General features: G+C 73.6%; 8 protein-coding genes. All 8 read right to left on the bottom strand.

Annotated elements, in window-relative coordinates; all coding sequences use genetic code 11:
* Positions 1 to 12 precede the first annotated feature (12 nt).
* From ABZ128_RS28960 to ABZ128_RS28925, 8 genes are read right to left on the bottom strand one after another with little or no spacing between them, the layout of a single operon-like run.
* Positions 13 to 501: an FBP domain-containing protein gene (locus tag ABZ128_RS28960; protein ID WP_356852026.1), complete on the bottom strand. Its 489-nt coding sequence runs from the start codon at positions 499 to 501 to the stop codon at positions 13 to 15.
* Complete coding sequence (locus ABZ128_RS28955; protein WP_356852025.1) at positions 498 to 7052, bottom strand: amino acid adenylation domain-containing protein; 6555 nt, start codon at positions 7050 to 7052, stop codon at positions 498 to 500. The genes ABZ128_RS28960 and ABZ128_RS28955 overlap by 4 nt, the downstream gene beginning before the upstream one ends.
* A gap of 1 nt (position 7053) precedes the next feature.
* The gene (locus tag ABZ128_RS28950; RefSeq protein ID WP_356852049.1) at positions 7054 to 8100 is read right to left on the bottom strand and encodes a GntG family PLP-dependent aldolase; all 1047 of its coding nucleotides are present in this window, start codon (positions 8098 to 8100) and stop codon (positions 7054 to 7056) included.
* Between the two features lie 19 nt (positions 8101 to 8119).
* Positions 8120 to 10375 carry a pyridoxal-phosphate dependent enzyme gene (locus ABZ128_RS28945; protein ID WP_356852024.1) on the bottom strand — a complete coding sequence of 752 codons (2256 nt, stop codon included), beginning with the start codon at positions 10373 to 10375 and terminating at the stop codon, positions 8120 to 8122.
* A gap of 17 nt (positions 10376 to 10392) precedes the next feature.
* Complete coding sequence (locus tag ABZ128_RS28940; protein WP_356852023.1) at positions 10393 to 11364, bottom strand: kinase; 972 nt, start codon at positions 11362 to 11364, stop codon at positions 10393 to 10395.
* On the bottom strand, positions 11354 to 12847 hold the full coding sequence (locus ABZ128_RS28935; protein ID WP_356852022.1) for a lyase family protein: 1494 nt from the start codon (positions 12845 to 12847) through the stop codon (positions 11354 to 11356). Before ABZ128_RS28935 ends, ABZ128_RS28940 begins: the two co-directional genes overlap by 11 nt.
* 11 nt (positions 12848 to 12858) lie before the next feature.
* Positions 12859 to 14145 carry an MFS transporter gene (locus ABZ128_RS28930; RefSeq protein WP_356852021.1) on the bottom strand — a complete coding sequence of 429 codons (1287 nt, stop codon included), beginning with the start codon at positions 14143 to 14145 and terminating at the stop codon, positions 12859 to 12861.
* Positions 14142 to 21452, bottom strand: coding sequence for an amino acid adenylation domain-containing protein (locus ABZ128_RS28925; protein WP_356852019.1), 7311 nt, complete (start codon positions 21450 to 21452; stop codon positions 14142 to 14144). The genes ABZ128_RS28930 and ABZ128_RS28925 overlap by 4 nt, the downstream gene beginning before the upstream one ends.
* Positions 21453 to 21492 lie beyond the last annotated feature (40 nt).

The raw sequence follows: 21492 nt of genomic DNA, 5'->3' as shown, positions 1-21492 counted from the left end.
GGGGGACCGCCGTCAGTGCAGGATCCGGGTCAGGAACCCCTCCAGCCCCTGGACGATCCGGGCGATCCGCGCCTCCAGGTCGAGCGTCTCGTCCATCTGGCCCATCGGGGCCGCGATCTTCTTGCGGGCGTAGGCGGAACACGCCAGGTTCCGGCAGGCGTACAGGCCCACCGAGTTCCCCAGCCTGCCCTCCTTGCCGCCCTTGAGGGCGGAGAAGAGGGCCGTCCCGCCGGCCGGGTGCGAGGTGAAGCACAGCCCGCAGATGGACTTCCGGCGGAAGTCCGCGGTCCGGCGGGTGGCACGCAGCTCCACGCCGACCGGCCCGTCCGGCCGCTGCGCCACGAGGTAGGCGCGGCTGAGGTCGCGGCCGTCCGTCCACGCGTAGAAGTCGCGGTCCTCCCAGTCCACCTCGTCCAGGACCGGGACGGCCAGGGCCCGCGACCGGCTCTTCGACATGTTGACGAACGCCCGGCGTATCTCGTTCTGCGTGACGGGCTTCATCGGTTCCCCCCAGCCGTACGGGCCGTGCGGGCGCGGCGGACGATCCGGGGACCGTCGGCGGCGGAGTCCGCCACCGGGGCGGCGGCGACCGCTTCGACCGCGCGTGCCAGCCCGGCGACGGTCGGCTCCCGGAAGAACTGCTGGATCGTCAGGGCCACGCCGAACCGCGAACGGATGGCGTTCACGGCCCGGACCACCAGCAGCGAGTGGCCCCCCAGGGCGAAGAAGCTCTCTTCCCGGCCGACCTGCCCGACGCCGAGCAGCTCCTCCCAGATCGCGGCCACGGCCCGCTCCGTCGCCGACTCCGGAGCGGTGCCGGCACGTTTCGCCGCCCGGATGTCCGGGCTCGGCAGCGCCTTCCGGTCCAGCTTGCCGTTCGGTGTCATCGGCAGCACGTCCAGCATGCAGAACGCCGCGGGCACCATGTGCCCGGGCAGGACGGCCGCCGCGTGCCCGCGGAGCAGCTCCTCCGCCCCGGCCGCCCGCGAACCCGCCGCGGGGACGGCGTACGCGACCAGCGCGAGCCCCGCGGACGGCAGGTCGACCGCCAGGACGCGGACCTGCTCGACCGCCGGGTGGGCCGAGAGCACGGCCTCGATCTCGCCGAGCTCGATGCGGAACCCGCGGATCTTCACCTGGTCGTCGGTGCGGCCGATGAAGTCCAGCGTGCCGTCCCGCTGCCACCGCACCAGGTCCCCGGTGCGGTACATGCGCGCCCCCGGCTCCCCGTACGGGCAGGCCACGAAGCGTTCCGCGGTCAGCGCCGCGCGCCGCAGGTAGCCGCGGGCCAGGCCGGCGCCCGCCAGGTAGAGCTCGCCGGCGACCCCGGCGGGGACCGGGTTCAGGTCGCAGTCCAGGACATACGCGCGGACGTTGTCCATCGGGCAGCCGATCGGCGGGTTCCGGTCGTAGCTGCCCGTGCAGTCCATGACGGTGACGGCCACGGTGCTCTCGGTCGGGCCGTAGCTGTTGATGAACCGGCGGTCCTCGGTGGCCCAGGCGGCGACCAGGCCGGCCGGGCAGGCCTCGCCGCCCACCGACACGATCCGCAGGCAGGACAGCCGGTCCGGGTCCAGCAGCGGCACCAGGGCGGGGGGCAGGTCGGCGACCGTGACCCCCGCTTCCCGGATGAAGTCCGTCAGCAGCTCCGGGTCCCGGCGCTGGTCGGCGTCGGCGACCGCCAGGGTGGCTCCGGCCAGCAGCGGGCAGAAGATCTCCAGCACGGAGACGTCGAAGGTCGGCGTCGCGAAGTGCAGGACGGTGTCGGTGGCTGTCAGCTCGTAGTACTCGTTGGTCGTCTGCAGGAAGTTGACCACCGAACGGTGCTCCACCACCACCCCCTTGGGGCGGCCGGTGGAACCCGAGGTGTAGATGACGTACGCCGGGTGGCCGGGGGTCAGCGGCCGCACCCGGTCCGCGTCCACCGGGTTCGCGGGCCGTGCCGCGTCACCGGCCGGCTCCGCCCCCTCCAGCATCGCGGCGACGTCCGCGGCAGTGAGGACGACCGCCGGAGCGGCGTCCTCCAGCACGGTGGCGGTCCGCGCCTGCGGATGCGTGGGGTCCACCGGCAGATAGGCCGCGCCGGCCTTCAGCACCCCCAGCATCGCCGCGACCATCTCGGCCGACCGCGGCAGCACCAGTGCCACCAGGTCCTCCGGTCCGGCACCCCGGGCGATCAGCCGCCGGGCGATCCGGTTGGCCCGCGCGTTCAGCTCCGCGTAGCTCAGCACCAGCGATCCGGTGCGCAGCGCCACGGCCTGCGGGGAGGCTGCCGCCCGCTCCTCGAACCGCCGGACCACGGTGTCCGGTTCCACCGGGCGCCCGGCGCCGTTCCAGCCGGTGAGCAGGAGCTCCCGCTCCTGCGGCCCGAGCAGGCCGACGGCGGCCGTCCGCTGGTCCAGGTCCTCGCCGAAGGCGTCCAGCATGCGCACCAGCCGGGCCGCGAAGGACTGCGCGGTCTCCCGGTCGAAGAGGTCCTCGCTGTACTCGACGTAGCAGTCCATGCCGGCGGGCGCGCCGTCCTCGGCACGGCTCTCGGTCAGGTCGAAGTGCAGGTCGAACTGGGCGGCGTCGATCTCGACCGGCAGCGCCGAGGCGGCCACCCCCGGCAGGTCCGGCAGGTCCTCCGTGGTGTTGTGGAGGGCCAGCATCACCTGGAACAGCGGGTGCCGGGCCATGGAGCGGGCCGGGTTGAGCACCTCCACCAGCCGCTCGAAGGGTACGTCCTGGTTTTCGTACGCCGCGAGGTCGGCGGTGCGGACGCGGTGCAGCAGCTCGCGCGCCGTGGGATCGCCCGAGGTGTCCGTGCGCAGCGCCAGCGTGTTGACGAAGAAGCCGACGAGTTCGTCCAGGGCCTGGTCGGTGCGGCCTGCGATCGGGGTGCCGATCACGATGTCGGTGCTGCCGCCCAGCCGGGTGAGCAGCGCCGCCAGCGCGGCCTGTACGACCATGAACAGGCTGGAGTCGGTCTGCTCGGCGACCTCCAGCAGCCGCCGGTGCAGCGGCGCCGGCACCCGGAACGGTGCCATTCCGCCCCGGTGGGAGGAGACGGGCGGGCGCGGCCGGTCGACCGGCAGCACGGTCTCCTCCGCCACCCCGTCCAGGACCCGCCGCCAGTGGGCCAGCTGCCGGGAGACGGTGCTGTCCGGGGCGTCCTCGTCGCCGAGCAGCTCCCGGTGCCACAGGGCGTAGTCCGCGTACTGCACCGGGAGTTCCGGCCCGGTGTACGCGGAGCCGCCCAGCCGGGCGGCGTACGCCGCCGACAGGTCCCGCCACAGCGGTCCCATCGACCAGCCGTCGCCGGCGATGTGGTGGACGACCAGCAGGAACACGTACGCGTCGCGGCCGGTGGCGAACAGGTGGGCCCGGACCGGCAGGTCGGCGGTGACGTCGAAGCCCTCGGCTGCCGCGCGGGCCACGGCCGCAGCCACGTCCGCCTCGGCGACCTCCTCCGTGTGCAGGACCGGCCGGGCGTCCGCCGCGTCCAGCACCCGCTGGCGGGGTCCCTGCGGGGAGTCGGGGTAGACCGTGCGCAGGATCTCGTGCCGGGCGGTGAGGTCGCCGAGGGCGGCCTCCAGCGCCTGGACGTCCAGGGCACCGGACAGGCGTATCGCGGAGGGCATGTTGTACGCGGCCCGCTGGCCCTCGATCCGGTTGAGGAACCACAGCCGGCGCTGCCCGGGGGACAGCGGGACGGCCTCGGGGCGCGCGGCCCGGACCAGCGGCTTGCGCACCGCCTCCCCGCCCGCGCCCGCCAGCGCCTCGGCGACGGCCGCCACGGTCGGCGCCTCGAAGACGGTGCGGATGGGAAGTTCGGCGCCGAGTTCGGAGCGGATCCGGCTGATCAGCCGGGTGGCCAGCAGGGAGTGGCCGCCGAACGCGAAGAAGTTGTCGTCGATGCTGTTCCAGGGCCGGTCCAACACCTCCCCGAACAGGCCGCACAGCGCGTGCTCCAGAGCGGTGCGCGGGGCCCGGCCGGTCAGTTCGGCGTCGAGCGCCGGAGCGGGCAGGGCCCTGCGGTCCAGCTTGCCGTTCGGGGACAGCGGGAAGGCGTCCACGGCAACGAACGCCGTCGGCACCATGGCTTTGAGCAGGAACTCCTCCGCGTGCCGACGCAGTTCCTCCGGGTCCCAGCCGTGCTCGGCGGCCGGCACGGCGTAGGCGACCAGGTACTTCCCGCCGGGCCGGTCGTCCCGGGCCACGACCGCGACCTGGGCGACCGAGGGGTGCCGGGAGAGCACCGACTCGATCTCGCCCGGCTCGATCCGGATGCCCCGGATCTTCACCTGGTGGTCGGCGCGCCCCAGGAACTCCAGCTCGCCGCCGGGCAGGCGGCGGGCGAGGTCGCCGGAGCGGTAGACGCGGGTGCCGGGCGGGCCGTACGGGTCGGCGACGAACCGCTCGGCGGTGAGGCCGGGGCGGTCGGCGTAGCCGCGCGCGACGCCCTCGCCGCCGATGTAGATCTCGCCGGCGACGCCTGCGGGGACCGGGCGCAGCCGCTCGTCCAGGAGGTAGACGCGGGTGTTGGCGATGGGGCCGCCGATGGGGGCGGCGTCCGGCCAGCCGGCGCTGTCGCCGATCAGCGAGTACACCGTCGCCCCGTGGGCCTCGGCCGGGCCGTACAGGTTGTGCAGGCGGTGCGCGGGGTCCGCGTGGCGTGCCCGGGTCCGGCCGGTCAGGGTGAGCGCCTCACCGGCCTGCTGGACGTCGGTCAGGCAAGGCAGGGCCAGGCCCAGCTCGTCCGCCGCCTCGTACACCGCGTCGATGACCGGCGCGGGCGCGTACAGCTCGTTCACCTGGTGGTGGTCGAGCCAGCGGGCGAGCTGTTCGGCGCTGCGCCGGGTGTCCTCCGTGGGCACGACCAGGGTCTTGCCCGCGATGAGGCTGGCGAGGATCTCCTGCACCGACACGTCGAAGCCGACCGACGTGAACTGGGCCGTCCGCGCGCCCTTCATGCCCTGCATGGTGTCCCGCTGCCACAGCACCAGGTTCCGCGGCCCCGCGGCGGGCATCAGCACGCCCTTGGGGCGGCCGGTCGAGCCCGAGGTGTAGATGACGTACGCCGTGTGCAGGTCGTGCAGGGGAGCACTGCGGTCGGCGTCGGTGGGGTTCTCCGCGGACCGAGCCGCGACCTCGGAGGCCGTCGCGGCGTCGTCGAGCAGGAGGGTGGTGAGGCCGTCCGGCACCAGCTCCGCGGTCCGCGAGTGCGCCAGGACCAGGGCGGGAGCGGCGTCTTCCAGCAGGTAGGTGATGCGGTCCCGCGGGTAGTCGGGGTCGACGGGGACGTAGGCGGCGCCGCTCTTGAACACCGCGAGCAGCCCGACGACCATGTCCGGCGACCGGGGGACCAGCAGGGCGACCGAGCGCTCCGGTCCGGCGCCGCGTGCGATCAGGGAGCGGGCCAGCCGGTTGGCGCGGGCGTTGAGCTCCGCGTACGTCAGCGTCTCGTCCTCGAAGAGGACGGCCGGGGCGTCGGGCGTCCGCCCGACCTGCGCCTCGACCAGCTCCGGGAGCGTGTACGGGGACACCGGCGCCCCGGTGGCGTTCCAGCCGGCCAGTTCCTGCTCGCGTTCCGCCGGCGAGAGCACGTCGACGTCGTCCACCCGGGTGTCCGGCTGGGTCAGCACGGCCCGCAGTACGGCCAGGTAGTGGCCGGTCATCCGCTCGATGCGGTCCGCGTCGTAGAGGTCCCTGCTGTAGACGAAACGGCACACGGTGCCCTCCGCCTTCGCCTCGAAGTGCACTTCGAGGTCGAACCGGGTGACGTCCTCCTCCACCTCCAGGAGGCGGGTGGCCAGACCAGGGGCGGCGGGCTCCTCGGCGAGGTCGAGGTAGTTGCACAGCACCTGGAAGAGCGGGTTCAGCCCGAGGTCCCGGTCGGGGGCGAGCTCCTCCACCACGCGGGCGAACGGGGCCTCCTGGTTCGCGTGCGCGGCGAGTACCGTCTCCTGCGTGGCGCGCAGCACGTCGCCGAGGGTCGCGTCGCCGGACACCCGGCAGCGCAGGGCCACGGTGTTCACGAAGAACCCCATGACGCCCTCGAACTCGGGGCGGGTCCGGTTGGCGACCGGGGCACCGACGATGACGTCCTCCTCCCGCGTGTAGCGGTGGAGCAGTGCGTTGAACGCGGTGAGGAGTACGGCGAACGGGGACAGCCCGTCGCGGCGGCACAGGTCCCGCAGACGCTCCTCGAGATCCGCGGGCAGGGCGGCCAGGACGGTGCCGCCGGCGAAGGTGGGCCGCGCCGGGCGGGGGCGATCGGCGGGCAGGCGGGGGGTCGGCAGTTCGCCCGCGAGCCGTTCGAGCCAGTGGTCGAGCTGGCGGCGCAGGTCGCCGTCGGCCAGGGAGCCCCGCTCCCAGGCCGCGTAGTCGGCATAGTGGAGCGGCAGGGCGGGCAGGGCGGCGGGGGTGCCGGAGGCGTGGCCCTCGTAGAGCTGCCAGAGTTCCCGGGCGAAGACGCCCTCGGACCAGCCGTCGGTGACCGTGTGGTGGAAGTTGATGAAGAGGTAGTGCCGGGTGGCGGCCGTGCGGTAGACGGCGGCCCGGACCAGCGGGCCCTGCGTGAGCGAGAACGGAATGCGGGCCGCCGCGCCGATCTCGCGCAGGACCTCCTCCTCCGCCGCCTGTTCCGTCGGGGCGCTCACCTCGGTGCACGGGACGTCGAGCGGGAGCCGGTCGGCGATGCGCAGGACCAGCTCGCCGTCCTCTTCGGCGAAGGAGGAGCGCAGTACCTCGTGCCGGTCGACGAGGTCCTGGAGCGCGGCGCGCAGCGCGGGGACCCGGAGGTCGCCGTCGATGCGGACGGCGAACGGGACGCTGTACGCGGCGCTGCTGCCGTGCAGCCGGTCGAGGAACCAGAGCCGCTGCTGGGCGCTGGAGGCCGGGAGCAGCCCCTCGCGGGGGACCGGGCGGACGGTGTCGGGGGCGAACAGCTCCTTCTTGTTGTCCAGCAGCATGCCGAGCAGCTCGGCCTGCAGGTCCCGGGCGGTGGTGTCGGTGGTGGCGTCCGTGGGGGTGTCCGTGATGTCCCGGACGAGGTCGTGGGGAGTCATGTCAGCGGGTCCGGTCCTGGGTGAGTACGTCGCGGACGATGGAGACGGCCTTGTCGATGTCCGCCGCGGAGACGCCGTTGTGGGTCACGGCCCGCAGCCTGCCGTGCCCCAGCTCGGCCAGGGAGAGCCCGCGGTAGCCCGCGGCCTCGACGAACGTCTGCCAGGTGAAGCGGGGGTCGGTGACCCGGAACATCACGATGTTGGTCTGCACAGCGGCGGGGTCGGTCTCGATCCCGTCGATCCCGGCCAGGCCTTCGGCCAGCCGGCGGGCGTGGGCGTGGTCTTCCTCCAGCCGGTCCAGACCGTCCAGGGCGACGAGGCCGGCGGCCGCGATGATGCCGGCCTGCCGCATGCCGCCGCCGAGCATCTTGCGGGCGCGGCGGACCTCGGTGATGAAGTCCTCGCTGCCGGCCACCATCGAGCCGATGGGTGCGCCGAGGCCCTTGGAGAGGCAGAACTGCACGGAGTCGGCGTACTGGGCGATCTGCGCGGCCGGGATCCCGAGGGCGGTGGCGGCGTTGAACAGCCGGGCGCCGTCCAGGTGCAGGGCGACGTCGTGCTCGTGGGCGAACTCCCAGACCTCCTTCATGTAGCTCTGCGGGAGCACCACGCCGCCGCAGCGGTTCTGCGTGTTCTCCAGGCAGATCAGGGAGGGGAGGGCGAACTGCTCGTCCTCGGGGTCGTCGGGGAATCCGGCGCGCAGGTCGGACAGCAGGAGCCGGCCGTCGGGCTGGTTGGGGATGCGCTCGTACATCACGCCCCCGCAGACGGTCGCGCCGGCGGCCTCGTAGATGTAAATGTCGCTCTCGGCGCCGACGAGCATCTTCGAGCCGCGGGGCGCGTGCACCAGGATGGAGGCCAGGTTGGCCATGGTGCCGCTCGGCATCAGACAGGCGGACTGCTTGCCCAGCAGGTCGGCGGAGCGCTCCTCCAGCAGGCGGACGGTCGGGTCCTCGCCGTAGACGTCGTCGCCCAGCGGGGCGTCGTTCATCGCGCGCATCATCGCCGGGGTGGGCAAGGTGAAGGTGTCGCTGCGCAGTTCGATCATGGTCACTGTTGTTCTTCCCCTACTTCGCGGACGCGTCGGCGTCCAGCCGGACGGTGATGTGCTGCCGTGCCGCATCGAGGGCGGCCGCGACCTGCGCGGCGTCGTCGCCGCGGACGATGACGTGACCGAGCCGGTCGTACGCGTTCTGCGGCGGGCGTACGGGCCGGCCCGCGGCCGCAGTCACGGTCACCCGCTCGACCCCCTCGGCCGCCAGCGCCTCGTCGGTGCCGTCGACGGACACGAGCGCGCCGGGCCGGTCGGCGAGCAGGAACCGGATCCCGGCGTGGCCGGACCGGCGGGCGGCGAGGTCCACCGGGAGTCCCGCGGCGGCCCGGATCTGCTGCTCCAGCAGGTCCGATCCGGTGGCGAGCCTGATCAGTTCGGGGATCATGCCGCCGGCCAGCCGCGGGTTGATCTCGATGACGGCCGGGCCCTGCGCGGTGAGCTTGACCTCGGTGTGCGTCGGCCCGAAGCGCATGCCGGTCGCCTTCAGAGCCCGGGTGACCGCGTCCGCCAGCGCTGCCCGCTCCGCCTCCGGGAGCGGCGCCGGGAAGTCGTGCCCCGACTCCACGAAGTACGGGATCCCGGTGAGGTGCTTGGCGGTGACGCCGACGCACGCGGCCTCGTCGCCGTCGCTGAACATCTCGACGCTGTACTCGGGCGCGTCGAGGTACTCCTCGACGAGCACGGTGCGGGCCGTAGGCAGCCCGCGGACGTTGGTCTCGACGGCCAGGATGCGGGCGGCGTGCACGGCGGCCTCGGCAGCCGTGGAGCACAGCAGCACGTCGTTGGAGCCCGAGTCGTCGGCGGGCTTGACGACACAGGGCAGGCCCACCGAGGCGACGGCCTCCTCGGTGCGGGCGGCGTCCGTCACCACCGCGAAGCGGGGCTGGGGGACCCCTGCCGCCTCCAGCGTGCGCCGCAGCTCGGCCTTGTTGCGGCAGCGGTTCGCCGCCGCCTCGTCGTTGCCCGGCAGGCCCAGCCAGTCGGCCAGCCCGGCCACCGCGGGCACGTAGAAGTCGCTGGTGGTGGTGATGCCGGCGATCTCCTCGCGCCGGAACCGCTCCTGGATGGTGCGGCGCAGGGAGGAGACGTCGTTGGTGTCGCACACCACGATCCGGCAGCCGGTCTCCGCGGCGCCGGCGTACCGGTCCGGGTTGCTCGTCAGCAGGACCGCGGTCAGGCCGAGCACGGCCGCGGTGCGCAGCGCCTGGACGCCGGTGCCGCTGGTGTTCGCCTCGACGAACAGCAGGTGGCGGGGGTTGGCGGGCCGACCGCCGAGGTCGGCGGAGGACCAGGAGCGGACGGGGGTGCCGTAGTCCACCCGGACCGGGGCGTCGGAGCAGGCGAGCTCCTCCAGCCGGTGCGCCGCCCAGTGCTCGTCGCTGTAGACGGTCTCGGTGTAGCGGTCGCCGCGGTCGGGGAAGATGCCGACGATCCGGCTGCCCGGCTCGGCCGTCCGAGCCAGGTGGCGCAGCACCCGGTAGACGGAGCCGGAGGTGTTCCCCGCGAAGACCTGCTGCTCCCGGGCCAGTTCGCGGGTGGCGGTGAACGCCTCCCGGTCGTTCAGCCAGTGGATCTCGTCGATCGCGGTGCGGTCCAGGTTGTTCGGGTGGAGGCTGTTGCCGAGGCCGCTCTGCAGCCGGCCGGGCACGTCCGGCTGGTCGAACAGCGTGCTGCCCACCGAGTCCACTCCGACGACCCGCAGCCCGGGCAGGCTGCGCCGCAGGGCGCGGGCGGTGCCGCACAGCGAACCGCCGCTGCCGACCGCGCCGACCAGGACGTCGAGCGGGCCGAGGTCGTGCAGCAGCTCCGCGGCGAGCACCCGGTAGGCGCCGGGGTTGTCGGGGTTGCTGTACTGCTGCGGCCAGAAGGCGCCCGGCAGCTCGCGCATCAGCTCGGCCAGCCGGTCGAGCCGCGCCCCCTGCCAGCCGCCGTCCGTCATCGCGGCGACCACGTGGACCTCGCAGCCCAGGGCGCGCAGCTTCGCCAGCGTGGTCGGATCCGTCCGCGGGTCGGTGACGATGTGCACCGGGTGCCCGAGCGAGCGCCCGACCAGGGCGACGCCGAGCGCCATCGTGCCCGAGGAGCTCTCCACGATCGGCGCGCCGGGCCGCAGCACGCCCAGTCGGCGGGCCTCGGAGACGATGTTCCGGGCCACCCGGTCCTTCATGCCGAAGGCATTGGCGAGTTCCAGCTTCGCGTACACCAGGGTGCCCTCCGAGGCGGGCACGTCCAGCCGGACCAGCGGTGTGTTGCCGACAGCGTCGTTCATCGATTCGAAGATCATTTTTATGCCCCCCAGGCAGATTCGGTGCTCGCCCCGCGAGCCGGCGCGGTGGTCTCCCGCACCGTCACTTCCATGGAGCTGGCGCTCCAGACGTCTCCGCGGCCCAGCGACCGGTGCACCGTCGTCGTCCCCGGCAGCGCGGCGCACGCCGCCAGCGCCGACCCGACCTTGACGGCCAGCTCCGGGTCGTCGGCGGCGTAGAGGATGCCGATCACCGTGCCGCTGTGGGCACAGGCCACCCCCAGCCCGCCGGTCTCCGCGCAGATCCGCTGGAGTTCGGGCAGGCTCCGGCGCGACCGGGCGGCCGCGTTCAGCTCCGCGCTGCGGGTCGCGACCCGGCCCACCGCCGCCAGGTCGCCGGCCCGGACGGCCGCGCACAGCTCGCCCAGCAGGACGGCGTACTCCGCCTTCTCCGCCTCGCCGACCCGGCGGGACTGCCGGTTGTGCGCGATGGTGTCGACCTGGCCGCCCTCGTCGTGCCCGACGATCACCAGCGGCGGCAGCATGCCCAGCTCCTCGCGGAGTTCGGCCTCGCGGTGGTGGTAGGCGACGATCTGGTCGTACATCACCCCGTCCGTCGGCTCGATCTCCCGCATGAAGGACTCGATCTCCGCCGCCCCGAACGTCGTGCCCACCGCCGCGCCCACCGCGCGCACCGTGGCCACCAGGTCCGCCGACGAGCTCGCCATGCCCTTGCCCTCGGGCAGTTCGCTGCTCAGCTCCAGCGAGCCGCCCCCGGTCCGCCCGGCCGCGGCCAGCGCCAGCTCGGCGATCCGCACCGCCTTGCGCTTGTGCGGCGGCCAGACGGTGAAGCCCTCCCGGCCGGGGGAGTGGCGGAAGACCGCCCGGCTCCACCCCGCGACCGGGAACGTCACCATGAAGTGCCGGTCTCCCTCCGGCAGGACACCCTGGAGCAGCTCGCCGAACGTGCCGAACGCCCTGCCGGTGCCGCAGATGTCGATCTCAGCCGCCATGGGGCTCGCGTGCGCTTCCATTCCCGTCCTCCCCCGTCGTGCGGGCGGTCGCCGCCCGCTCCGCCCACTCCCGTACGAGCCGCTCGTGCTCCTCCTGCTGTGCCCCGAGCGCCGTCCGCACCGCGTCCGGGTGCGCCGACCCGCTGGACCGCATCCGGCGCAGCGCCTGGCCGACGTCGAAGGCGTCGCCCAGCGTGGCCGCCGGGTCGGCCAGTTCGTGGCCCTCCTCCAGCGCGGCCCGGCGCAGCAGCTCCGGGTCGCCCTCGGCGGGCTTCCGGCCCGCCGCGACCGCCGCCACGATGTACCGGCCTGCGATCACCTGCGCCCGCCGCCACGGAACCTCCTCGCGCAGCGTCAGCGAGTTGGCGAGGGCGAAGCCGCCCAGGAACTCCCGCTCGCACACCTCGGCCATCCGGTCGGTCCGGAAGGACAGGTGCCGCAGCACCTCGGTGAACAGCCGCGTGGTGCTGCGGAGCGCCTCGAACGCCTGGTAGACGTGCGCCCCCGCCTCCTTGGAAACCTCCACGGTGTTGGAGTACGGCGTGTTGCGCTGGCCCAGCGTCACGTCGATGTGGAAGGACGACAGGTGCGAGCTGCGGCCCCGGATGCGTTCCAGGATCGGGAAGTTCTTCTTCTGCGGCATCGCCGAGGAGATGCCGGACAGCTCGTCGGGAAGGTCGATGAACCCGTACTCGCTGCTGCCCCAGGCGAGCAGGTCCGTCGCGAACCGGCTCAGCGCCACGCCGAGGACCCCGAACTCGGCGGTGATCTCCAGGGCCCAGCCGCGCGAGGCCACCGACATGAGCGCGTTCGGCTGGGCCCGCCGGAAGCCGAGCAGCGCGGCCATCCGGTCCCGGTCCCAGGGGAGCTCCTGGCCGGACATGGCGCCCGCGCCCAGCGGGCAGGCGTCGATGCCGTCGTACGTGGCAAGCAGGCGGCGCAGCGTGTGCTGCACGTGCTCGGAGACCGCCGCCAGGTAGAAGCCCGGCGTGATGATCTGGGCGGCCTGGTGGTGGGTGTAGCCGGGCATCGGCAGGTCCGCCGTGGCCGCGGCCAGCTCCCGCGCGGCGGCCTGGAAGTCCAACAGTGAGCGCGCCGCTCCGATCAGCCGGTTGCGGGCGAACATCAGCTGGGCGCACGCCTGGAGGTCGTTGCGACTGCGGTCCAGGTGCCAGGCGGGCACCGGCGCGGACAGGCCGCTCTCCACGTGGCGTTCCAGCGCAAAGGCGATGTCCGACATGTTGGCCTGCTGCTGCCCCGTGATGACCTCGCGGGTGGCGCCGGAGAGCAGACCGTCCAGCTCCGCGGCCTGCTCGGGGGAGATCAGCCGCATCCGCGCGTACTCGGCGACGAGCGTCCGCTCGATCTGCACGTAGTACGGGAGCAGGTGCTCGGCCTCGTAGGCGAACTGCGGGTCGAGCAGCTCGTCCCGGAGGAGGGCGCTGGGGCCGCTGGATATGCGGCCCGTGAGTGTGTTCTTCATGTTGTACCGCCTCACACCGCTACGGGTTCGGCGGCGGGGATCTCCCGCACCGACCGGACACCGGACAGAAGGATCACGACACCGGAGAGCAGGACGCCGATCGCGCCGAGCACCAGGGTCTGCTGGGTACCGAGGGCACCGCCGAGGAAGCCGCCGGCCAGAGCACCGACCGGGGTCACGCCCATCACGGCCATCCGGATGGTCGCGTTCATCCGGCCCTGGAGATGGTCCGGCGTGACCGCGGACCGCAGACTGCGCTGGTTGACGTTGTAGATGATGATCATGGCCGAGTCGACGAAGTGCATGACCACGATGAGCAGCGACGCCTCCATCTTCGGCAGCTGCGTGGCCAGCGGGATCAGCAGGGCCGCGAGACCGGCGATGCCCAGGGAGACCACCATCGCCCGCCCGATCCCCAGCAGCCGGCTCGCCCGCTCGGCGACCAGGGCGCCGACCAGGGCGCCGGCCCCGGCCGAGGCGAAGATCAGGCCGATGTAGAAGGGCTCCACGCCCAGCGTGCGAGTGACGAAGATCAGGAACACCGGCTCGATCACCAGCGTGAAGAGGTTGAAGACGAGAGTGGCGCTCACGAGCGTCCGCACCACCGGGTTCCGTAGCACCGGCTGCGCGCCCTCGGCGATCTCCCGCCACAGGTTCGGCTCCACCGCCACCCCGCCGGCCCCCTCCTGGGCGGCCGGTGCGGGCTTGGCCTCACGGTGCCGGATCAGCGCGGTGAAGACGGCGGAGACCAGGTACGTGACCGAGTTGACGATCACCGCGAAGGGCGCGGAGATCATCTGGAGCAGGCCGCCTCCCATCGCGTTGCCCGCGATGTCGGACGCCGAGCTGCTCAGCTCCAGCTTGCTGTTGCCCTCGACCAGGTCCTTGCGGTCGATCAGCAGCGGCAGGTACGAGGCGCTGCCGATGTCCGAGACCACCGTGCAGGCGCCGACGGCCAGCGACACCGCGAGCAGTATCGGGAAGGAGAGGAAGCCGCCCGCCCAGCCCACGGGCAGGAGCAGCAGCAGCGCCGCCCGCACCAGGTCGGTGAGGATGAGGATGGGCCGCTTGGCGCTGCGGTCCAGCCACACCCCGGCGAACAGACTGATGAACAGGTACGGCAGGCCCTCCGCCGCCACCAGGACGCCCATCTCGAACGGCGTGGCCTCCAGGGAGACGGCGGCGATCAGCGGAAGTGCCACGGCGGTGACCTTGGAGCCGAACAGGGACGCGGTCAGCCCGAGCCACAGGTTGCGGAAGTCGGCGTGCCGCCACAGGGTCGTTCTCCTGTCGGTCACGGTCGGGGCCCTTCCTGGAAGTTGTCTTGCATGTCTCTCGCTATCTCCTGGGCGTGCGCGCCGCGCACGATCCCGTAGTGGTCGGTGTCGAGGTCGCGTACCGTCAGGCCGGATCCGGCCGTCCGCCCCCACGCCTCGGTGAAGCCCGCCCGGATGCCGTCGGCGCTGCGGTAGAGGCGCACCGCTCCGGGGAAAACGGGCGGCCGGTACGCCGCCGCGGCCAGCAGGTTCGCCCGGAACACTGCGTAGTGGCGGGCGAGCTCGTCCGGTTGCGGGGCGCCTCCGGCGCCCCCCCGGTGCAGTTCTTCGCGGATCAGCCGCAGACCCTCCCGGGTCCCGCCGCTCGCCGCCGCCGAGGCCAGCGCGGCGGCCGTCACGGGGGATACCCCCTCGCCCCCGGAGGAGGCCAGCAGGTCCTCCAGGAAGTGCAGGAGCACCTCCGCCTCCGTGCCGCGGACGCGGCTGCCGTCGGGGTGGCCGCTGTCCACCAGCGCGAGCAGCTCCACCCGCTCGCCCGCGGCTGTCAGCCGGGCCGCCATCTCGTGCGCCACGAGCCCGCCGAACGACCAGCCGGCCAGGCGGTACGGTCCCGCGGGCCGGACCTCCCGGACGGCGCGCAGGTACGCCTCGGCCATCTCCTCGACCGTCTCCGCGGGCGCGACCCCGGCTTCGAGCCCGGCCGCGGCGAGCCCGTACACGGGCTGGTCCGCGCCTAGGGCAGCCGCGAGCTCGCGGTAGCACAGCACGCTGCCGCCCGCAGGATGCACCAGGAAGACCGGGTTGCGGGTGCCGGCGGCCCGAAGGGGCACCGCCGTTCCGGGCCGGGCGGCTTCGGTGCCGCCGCGGACCAGCTCGGCCTGCCGGGCGACCGTCGGGTGCGCCAGCACCGCCGAGACGCCCAGCCCCAGCCCGAACGCCGCGTTGATGCGGGACACGAGCCGCAGCGCCAGCAGCGAGTGCCCGCCCGCGGCGAAGAAGTCGTCCTCCACGCCCAGCCCGTCCGCGCCGAGCAGCTCGGTCCAGATCCGCAGCAGCTGCACCTCGTGGGCGTCACGCGGGCCCACGGCCGCGGCGGAGCGGGCGAGCGCCCCCTCCGCCGGCGCCGGCAGCGCCTTGCGGTCCAGCTTGCCGCTGCCGGTCAGCGGCATCACGGCCAGCTCCGTCCAGGACGACGGCACCATGTACGCGGGCAGCGCGTCGGCCGCGTACGCGGAGAGCACGGCCGGATCAGCTGCCCCCGCGGCGCCCGGACGCATGACCACGTAGGCGGCCAGCCGGTCCCCGCGCAGCAGCACGGCGCACTCGGCCACGTCCGGGTGGCCCGACAGGACCGCCTCTATCTCGCCGAGCTCGATCCGGAACCCGCGCAGCTTGATCTGCGCGTCGGTGCGGCCCCGGTACTCCAGCGCTCCGTCCGGCAGGTGCCGCACGAGGTCCCCGGTCCGGTAGAGCCGGCGCGTCAACCCGGCGTGGTCGGTGTGCCGGACGAAGGCCCGGTCGGTCAGGTCCGGCCTCCGGTGGTAGCCCTCGGCCAGCTGGACGCCGCCCAGGTACAGCTCGCCCGTCACCCCGCGCGGCACGGGCAGGCCGTGCCGGTCCAGCACGTACAGCCCGGTGTTGGCGACCGGCCGCCCGATGGGGACCACGCCGCTGCCGTCGTCCGTGCACCGCCAGTACGTGACGTCCACCGCCGCCTCGGTGGGCCCGTAGAGGTTGTGCAGCTCCGCGCGGAAGCGGGCCAGGAAGCGCTGCTGGAGGTCGTACGGGAGGGCCTCGCCGCTGCACACCACCCGCGTCAGGCTCGTGCACGCCGCGGCGGTGGGCTCCTCGACGAACGCCTGCAGCATCGACGGCACGAAATGGACCGTGGTGATCCGCTCGGCCTCGATCAGCTCCGCCAGGTACGCCGGGTCGCGGTGGCCGCCCGGAGCCGCGAGCACCAGGACGGCCCCGGTCAGCAGCGGCCAGAAGAACTCCCACACGGAGACGTCGAAGGTGGCCGGAGTCTTCTGCAGCACCGGCTCGCCGGGCCGCAGCCCGTACTCCTCCTGCATCCACAGCAGCCGGTTCACGATGGCCCGGTGGGAGACGACGACGCCCTTCGGCGCCCCCGTCGAACCCGAGGTGAAGATCATGTACGCGGCGTCTCCGGGACCGGCCACCGCGCCGGCCTCCGTGCCCGCACCGACGGCCTCGGTCTCCGCCGCGCCCGGGTGCACCGGCACCGTGCCCGGACCGCAGACCTTCGCCTCCCACTCCGGCAGGGTGATCACCAGGGGGATCCCGGCCTCCGCGAGGATCCCGCGCAGCCGCTGCTCCGGGTGGTCCGGGTCGAGCGGGACGTATGCGGCACCCGCCTTCAGCACCGCGAGCAGGCAGACCGGCAGCTCCAGCGAGCGCTCCAGCAGCACCGCCACGAAGCCGCCGGGCCGGGCCCCGCGCGCCCGCAGCAGGCCGGCCAGCCGCTCCGCCCGCTCGTCAAGTTCGCGGTACGTCAGCGAGCGGCCGCCGAACCGGACGGCCGGGGCGTCGGGCGTGCGCCGGGCCTGCTCCTCGACCAGCACGTGCAGCACGTGCGTGCGGTCGTAGCGCCGGGCCGTGCCGTTCCACTCCCGGAACAGCCGGTGCTCCTCCGCAGACAGCAGGTCGGCGGTCTCGTAGCGGCCCTCCGGGTCGGTGGCCATGGCGGTGAGCGCGGCCGCGTAGTAGCCGTGGAACAGCTCGATCTGCCCGGCGTCGAACCGGGCCGTGTCGTAGCGCAGCCCCAGTCCGAGTCCGCCGTGCACCGCATCCCGGTAGAACTCCGCCCCGAAGGGGAAGTTGGTGTGCGCGACACCCCGGGAGTCCAGGACCTCCACCTCCGACTGCCCGTCCAGCTGCCGCTCGACGTGGAAGTGGGTGTAGTTGAAGAAGGACTCGAACGGTTCGGAGACACCCGTGCAGCGGATGATCTCCGCCAGCGGGTAGCGGCGGTGCCGCAGGATTTCCAGGTCCAGCGCCGCCGTCTCGCGCACCAGGTCGGACCAGCTGCCGCCCCCCAGACGGCCGCGCACCGGCAGCGTGTTCAGGAAGACGCCCAGCGCCAGGTCGCCGTCCGCCTCCTCGCCCCGCCCGTTGTACACGGCCCCGGTCACCGGGTCGTCCGTGCCGGTCAGCAGGCCCATTACCCGCAGGTGCGCCGCGAGGAGCACGGTACGCAGCGGAACGCCCAGGTCGCGGGCGAGCGCCGAAAGCCCCTCCAGCACCGCATCGGGCAGCGCCCGCTCGGTGAACTCCATGACCGCGGTACCGGCGTCCTCCGGCTGCCCGGCGGCCGCGCGGCCCCGGGGCAGCCGGGTGAGGGTGGCACCCTCCAGCTGCCCTGTCCAGAACCGGCGGCTGTCCTCGTCCTCGACCGCCGCCCGCTCCAGCGCCACGTACGAGGAGAACCGCGACCGCAGCGGAGCCGCGGACGGCGCTTCCCCGCCGCAGAGCGCGCGGCCGTAGCGCAGCAGCAGCTCGGCGTACAGGGAGCGCTCGCTCCAGCCGTCCAGGATCGCGTGGTGCTCGGTGATGTAGAGCTGGACGGTGTCGTCGGGCCGCCGCTGCACGTGGAAGCGGATCAGCGGGGCCGTACGCCAGTCGAAGCGCTCGGCGTTCTCCTGCTCCCAGCGGCGCTCCGCGGCGGCGTCCGCCCCGGCGGGCGTGAGCCCGCTCAGGTCCTCGAAGGTGACCGGCGTCGGGACGTCCGCGTGGACCAGCTGCAGCGGCTCCCGGAAGCCGCTCACGTCGAAGGACGTGCGCAGGATCTCATGCCGGGCCAGCAGCCCGGCCACGGCGTCCCGCCAGGCGTCCTCGCTGTGCCGGGCCCTGATCCGGTACGTCGACACGTTGTGGTACTCGCTGCCCGCCCCCGACAGGTCGCTGTGGAACAGCATGCCCTGCTGGAGCCGGGTCATCGGGTAGGCGTCCTCCAGGCCGCCCGGCAGCTGCGCACGGTCGGCCGGGTCGAGCAGCGAGAACGGCGGGTGCGCGGTCGCCCCGGCGAGGCCCCCCGCAGCGTCCGTGCCGTCGGCGGCGGCGGCCACCGCGGCCAGCGCGCGGATCGTCTGGTGGGCCATCAGGTCCTGGAAGCCGATCCTCAGACCGGCCTCGCCGGCCAGGGCCAGCAGCCGGATGCTGCGGATCGAGTCCCCGCCCAGCGCGAAGTAGTTGTCGTCGATCCCCACCCGCTCCACGTCCAGCACGCGGGACCACACCTGCGCCAGCGCCTGCTCCGCGGGCGTGGTCGGTGCCGCGTACGGGCGGCCCGAGCCGGTCCGGGCGACCTGCGGGTCGGGCAGCCGCTTGCGATCCACCTTGCCGTTCGCGGTCAGCGGGAACTCCGGCAGCACGGTGAACGTCGCCGGGATCATGTGGGCGGGCAGCCGGCGTGCGGCGTGCGCCCGCAGCACCTCGCCGTCCAGGGCCTCGGCGTCCGCTCCGGTCCGCGGCGTGACGTAGGCGGCGAGCCGGGCGTGCCCCTCGTCGTCGGTGTGCACCAGCACCACCGCCTCGTGGACCAGTCCGTGGTCGACCAGAGCCGCCTCGATCTCGCCCAGCTCGATCCGGAAGCCGCGCAGCTGGATCTGTGCATCGGTGCGGCCGCAGTACTCCAGGTCCCCGTCGGGCAGTCGGCGGGCCAGGTCGCCGGTGCGGTAGAGCCGCTCGGCCGGGTCGTCCGAGAACGGGTGCCGGACGAACCGCTCGGCGGTCAGCTCGGGCCGGTTCAGGTAGCCGTCCGCCAGGCCGGCACCGCCCACGTACAGCTCGCCCAGCACCCCGGCGGGGACGGGCCGACCCTGCGGGTCCAGCACGTACAGGTGCAGGTCGGGGATCGGCTCGCCGATGACGCTGCCGCTGCCGGCCTCCAGGTCCTTGAGCGTGATCGGGCGGTGGGTGACGTGCACGGTCGTCTCGGTGATGCCGTACATGTTCACCAGCTGCGGGGCGGCGTCCCCGTGCCGGTCGAACCAGCCGCGCAGCGAGGCCGGTTCGAGCGCCTCGCCGCCGAAGACCACGTAGCGCAGGGCGAGCTCCGACGGTTCGCCGCCGGCGGCCTCTTCGGCCCGCATCAGCTGGTGGAACGCCGACGGCGTCTGGTTGAGCACGGTGACCCGCTGCTCGCGCAGCAGCCGCAGGAAGGCCGCGGGCTCCCGGCTCGTCTCGTACGGGACGACGACCAGTCGGCCCCCGTACGCGAGGGCACCCCACAGCTCCCAGACAGAGAAGTCGAACGCGTAGGAGTGGAACAGGGTCCACACGTCCCCGGGGCCGAAGCCGAACCAGTGGTCCGTGGAGGTGAACAGCCGGCTGATGTTGCGGTGCGGGATCAGCACGCCCTTGGGGCGGCCGGTCGAACCGGAGGTGTAGATGACGTACGCGAGGTCGTCCGGGCCCGCGCCGGCGGCGACCGGCGTGTCCGGGTACGCCTCCAGCACCTCCCGGTCGGCGGTCACGTCGACCACCGCCCCGTCGAAGTCGACACCCTCCCCTGCCGGACCGGCCCACCAGCGCTGAACCTCCCCGCCGGTCACGATCGTCCGCAGCCCGGAGTCCTCGACCATGAGGCGCAGCCGGTCCACCGGATACGCCGGGTCCAGCGGCACGTACGCCCCGCCTGCCTTCAGCACCGCGAGCAGCGCCACCACCAGGTCCGCGCACCGCTCCATGCTCAACCCGACCATCACACCGGGGCCCACGCCGAGCCCGCGCAGGTGGTGCGCGAGCCGGTTGGCCCGGCGGTCCAGGTCGCCGTAGCCGATGCGGAGCGCGCCGTCGACCACCGCCACGGCGTCCGGGGTGCGGGAGGCCCACTCGGCGAACAGCTCGTGCACCGGCCGCAGGCGGGAGACCGGCACCGGGGACGCCTCGGGGGCGGGCGCCAGGAGGGCGCACTCCTCGTCTGACAGCATGCGAAGGGCCGACACCGGGACGTCCGGCTCGGCGACGACGGCCTCGACCAGCTGCACGTAGTGGCGGGCCAAGGCGTCGACGACGGACGCCTCGAACAGGTCGCTGCGGTACTCGAAGATCCCCGTCGCGCCGTCCGCGGTGTCCGCCACGTCCAGGGACAGGTCGAACTTGGCCGTGCCGGAGTCCGTCGGCAGCGGCTCGCCCTCGATCCCGGCGAAACGCAGCGCCTGGTCGCCCACCTCGTTCATGCCGAACATCACCTGGAAGACGGGTGACGACTCGGCGTCCCGGTCCGGATTCTTCATCCGGACCAGCTCCTCGAACGGCATGTCCTGGTGCTCCTGTGCCTGGAGGACACCGTCCCGCACCCGGAGCAGCAGCTCCCGGAAGGTCGGGTCCCCCGACAGGTCGGTGCGCAGCACCGTCGTGTTGACGAACAGGCCCACCGAGGACGCGAACTCGGCGCGGTGCCGGTTCGCGATCGGCGTGCCCACCAGGATGTCGTCGAGCCCGGTGTAGCGGTTCAGCAGCAGGTCGAAGACCGCCAGCAGACCGTGGAAGAGCGTGGCGTCCGCGCCGCCGCACAGCTCCCGCAGCCGCTCCGCCGCCGGCAGCGGGAAGGCGAGCGAGGCCCCCCGCCGCTCGTGCACCGCCGTCCCGCGCGGCCGGGTCACCGGCAGCCGCATGACCGGCAGGTCACCGGCCAGCCGCTGCTCCCAGTACGCCCGCTGCCGCGCGGCGGCCGGGCTGTCGAGCCACTCCTCCTGCCAGCAGGAGTAGTCCGCGTACTGGAACTCCACCTCCGGTAGCGCAACCCCGGCCCCGGACACCAGGGCCTCGTACACCTCGGACAGCTCGCGGAAGAGGATCTCGCATGACCAGCCGTCGGAGACGATGTGGTGCATGCCCACCAGCAGCACCGACTCCTCCTCCGCCACACGCAGCAGACCGACCCGGAAGAGCGGACCCTGCGCGAGGTCGAACGGCCTCGACTCCTCCGCCCGGACCCACGCCCGGACGACACCGTCGGTGTCCTGCGGCGCCCGGCCGAACCGGGCGGCCACCGCCGCCACGTCCGTCTCCGCCCACTCGAAGGCGGCCTCCCGGGCGACGAGCTGGAGCAGCTCGCCGTCCTGGACCACGAACCGGGTCCGCAGCGCCTCGTGCCGCTCGACCAGCACGCGCGCCGCCTCGCGCAGCGCCCCGCCGTCCACGGCGCCGCGCAGCCGGTGGAAGAGCGGCACGTGGTAGGTGGGCGCGTCGCCCGCGAGCTGCTGCAGGAAGTACATGCGGTGCTGCGCCCGAGAGGCGCGGAACTCGAAGATCTCCTCTGCGAATCCCTCTTGGGCTGCGCCGGGCAGTCCGGTGTTCACGAAGTCCCCATCCCTTGGTACGGGGCGGACCGGGGGCCGC

It is taken from the genome of Streptomyces sp. NPDC006326, assembly GCF_040612915.1.
Taxonomy (GTDB): domain Bacteria; phylum Actinomycetota; class Actinomycetes; order Streptomycetales; family Streptomycetaceae; genus Streptomyces.
Note: the sequence above shows the minus strand (reverse complement) of the source record. Positions and strands in the feature narration are given on the sequence as shown.

Coding starts and splice junctions, on each gene's coding strand:
- ABZ128_RS28945 (WP_356852024.1), bottom strand. CDS start 10,375: ATGAACGACGCTGTCGGCAACACACCGCTGGTCCGGCTGGACGTGCCC.
- ABZ128_RS28955 (WP_356852025.1), bottom strand. CDS start 7,052: ATGACTCCCCACGACCTCGTCCGGGACATCACGGACACCCCCACGGAC.
- ABZ128_RS28940 (WP_356852023.1), bottom strand. CDS start 11,364: ATGGCGGCTGAGATCGACATCTGCGGCACCGGCAGGGCGTTCGGCACG.
- ABZ128_RS28950 (WP_356852049.1), bottom strand. CDS start 8,100: ATGATCGAACTGCGCAGCGACACCTTCACCTTGCCCACCCCGGCGATG.
- ABZ128_RS28935 (WP_356852022.1), bottom strand. CDS start 12,847: ATGAAGAACACACTCACGGGCCGCATATCCAGCGGCCCCAGCGCCCTC.
- ABZ128_RS28960 (WP_356852026.1), bottom strand. CDS start 501: ATGAAGCCCGTCACGCAGAACGAGATACGCCGGGCGTTCGTCAACATG.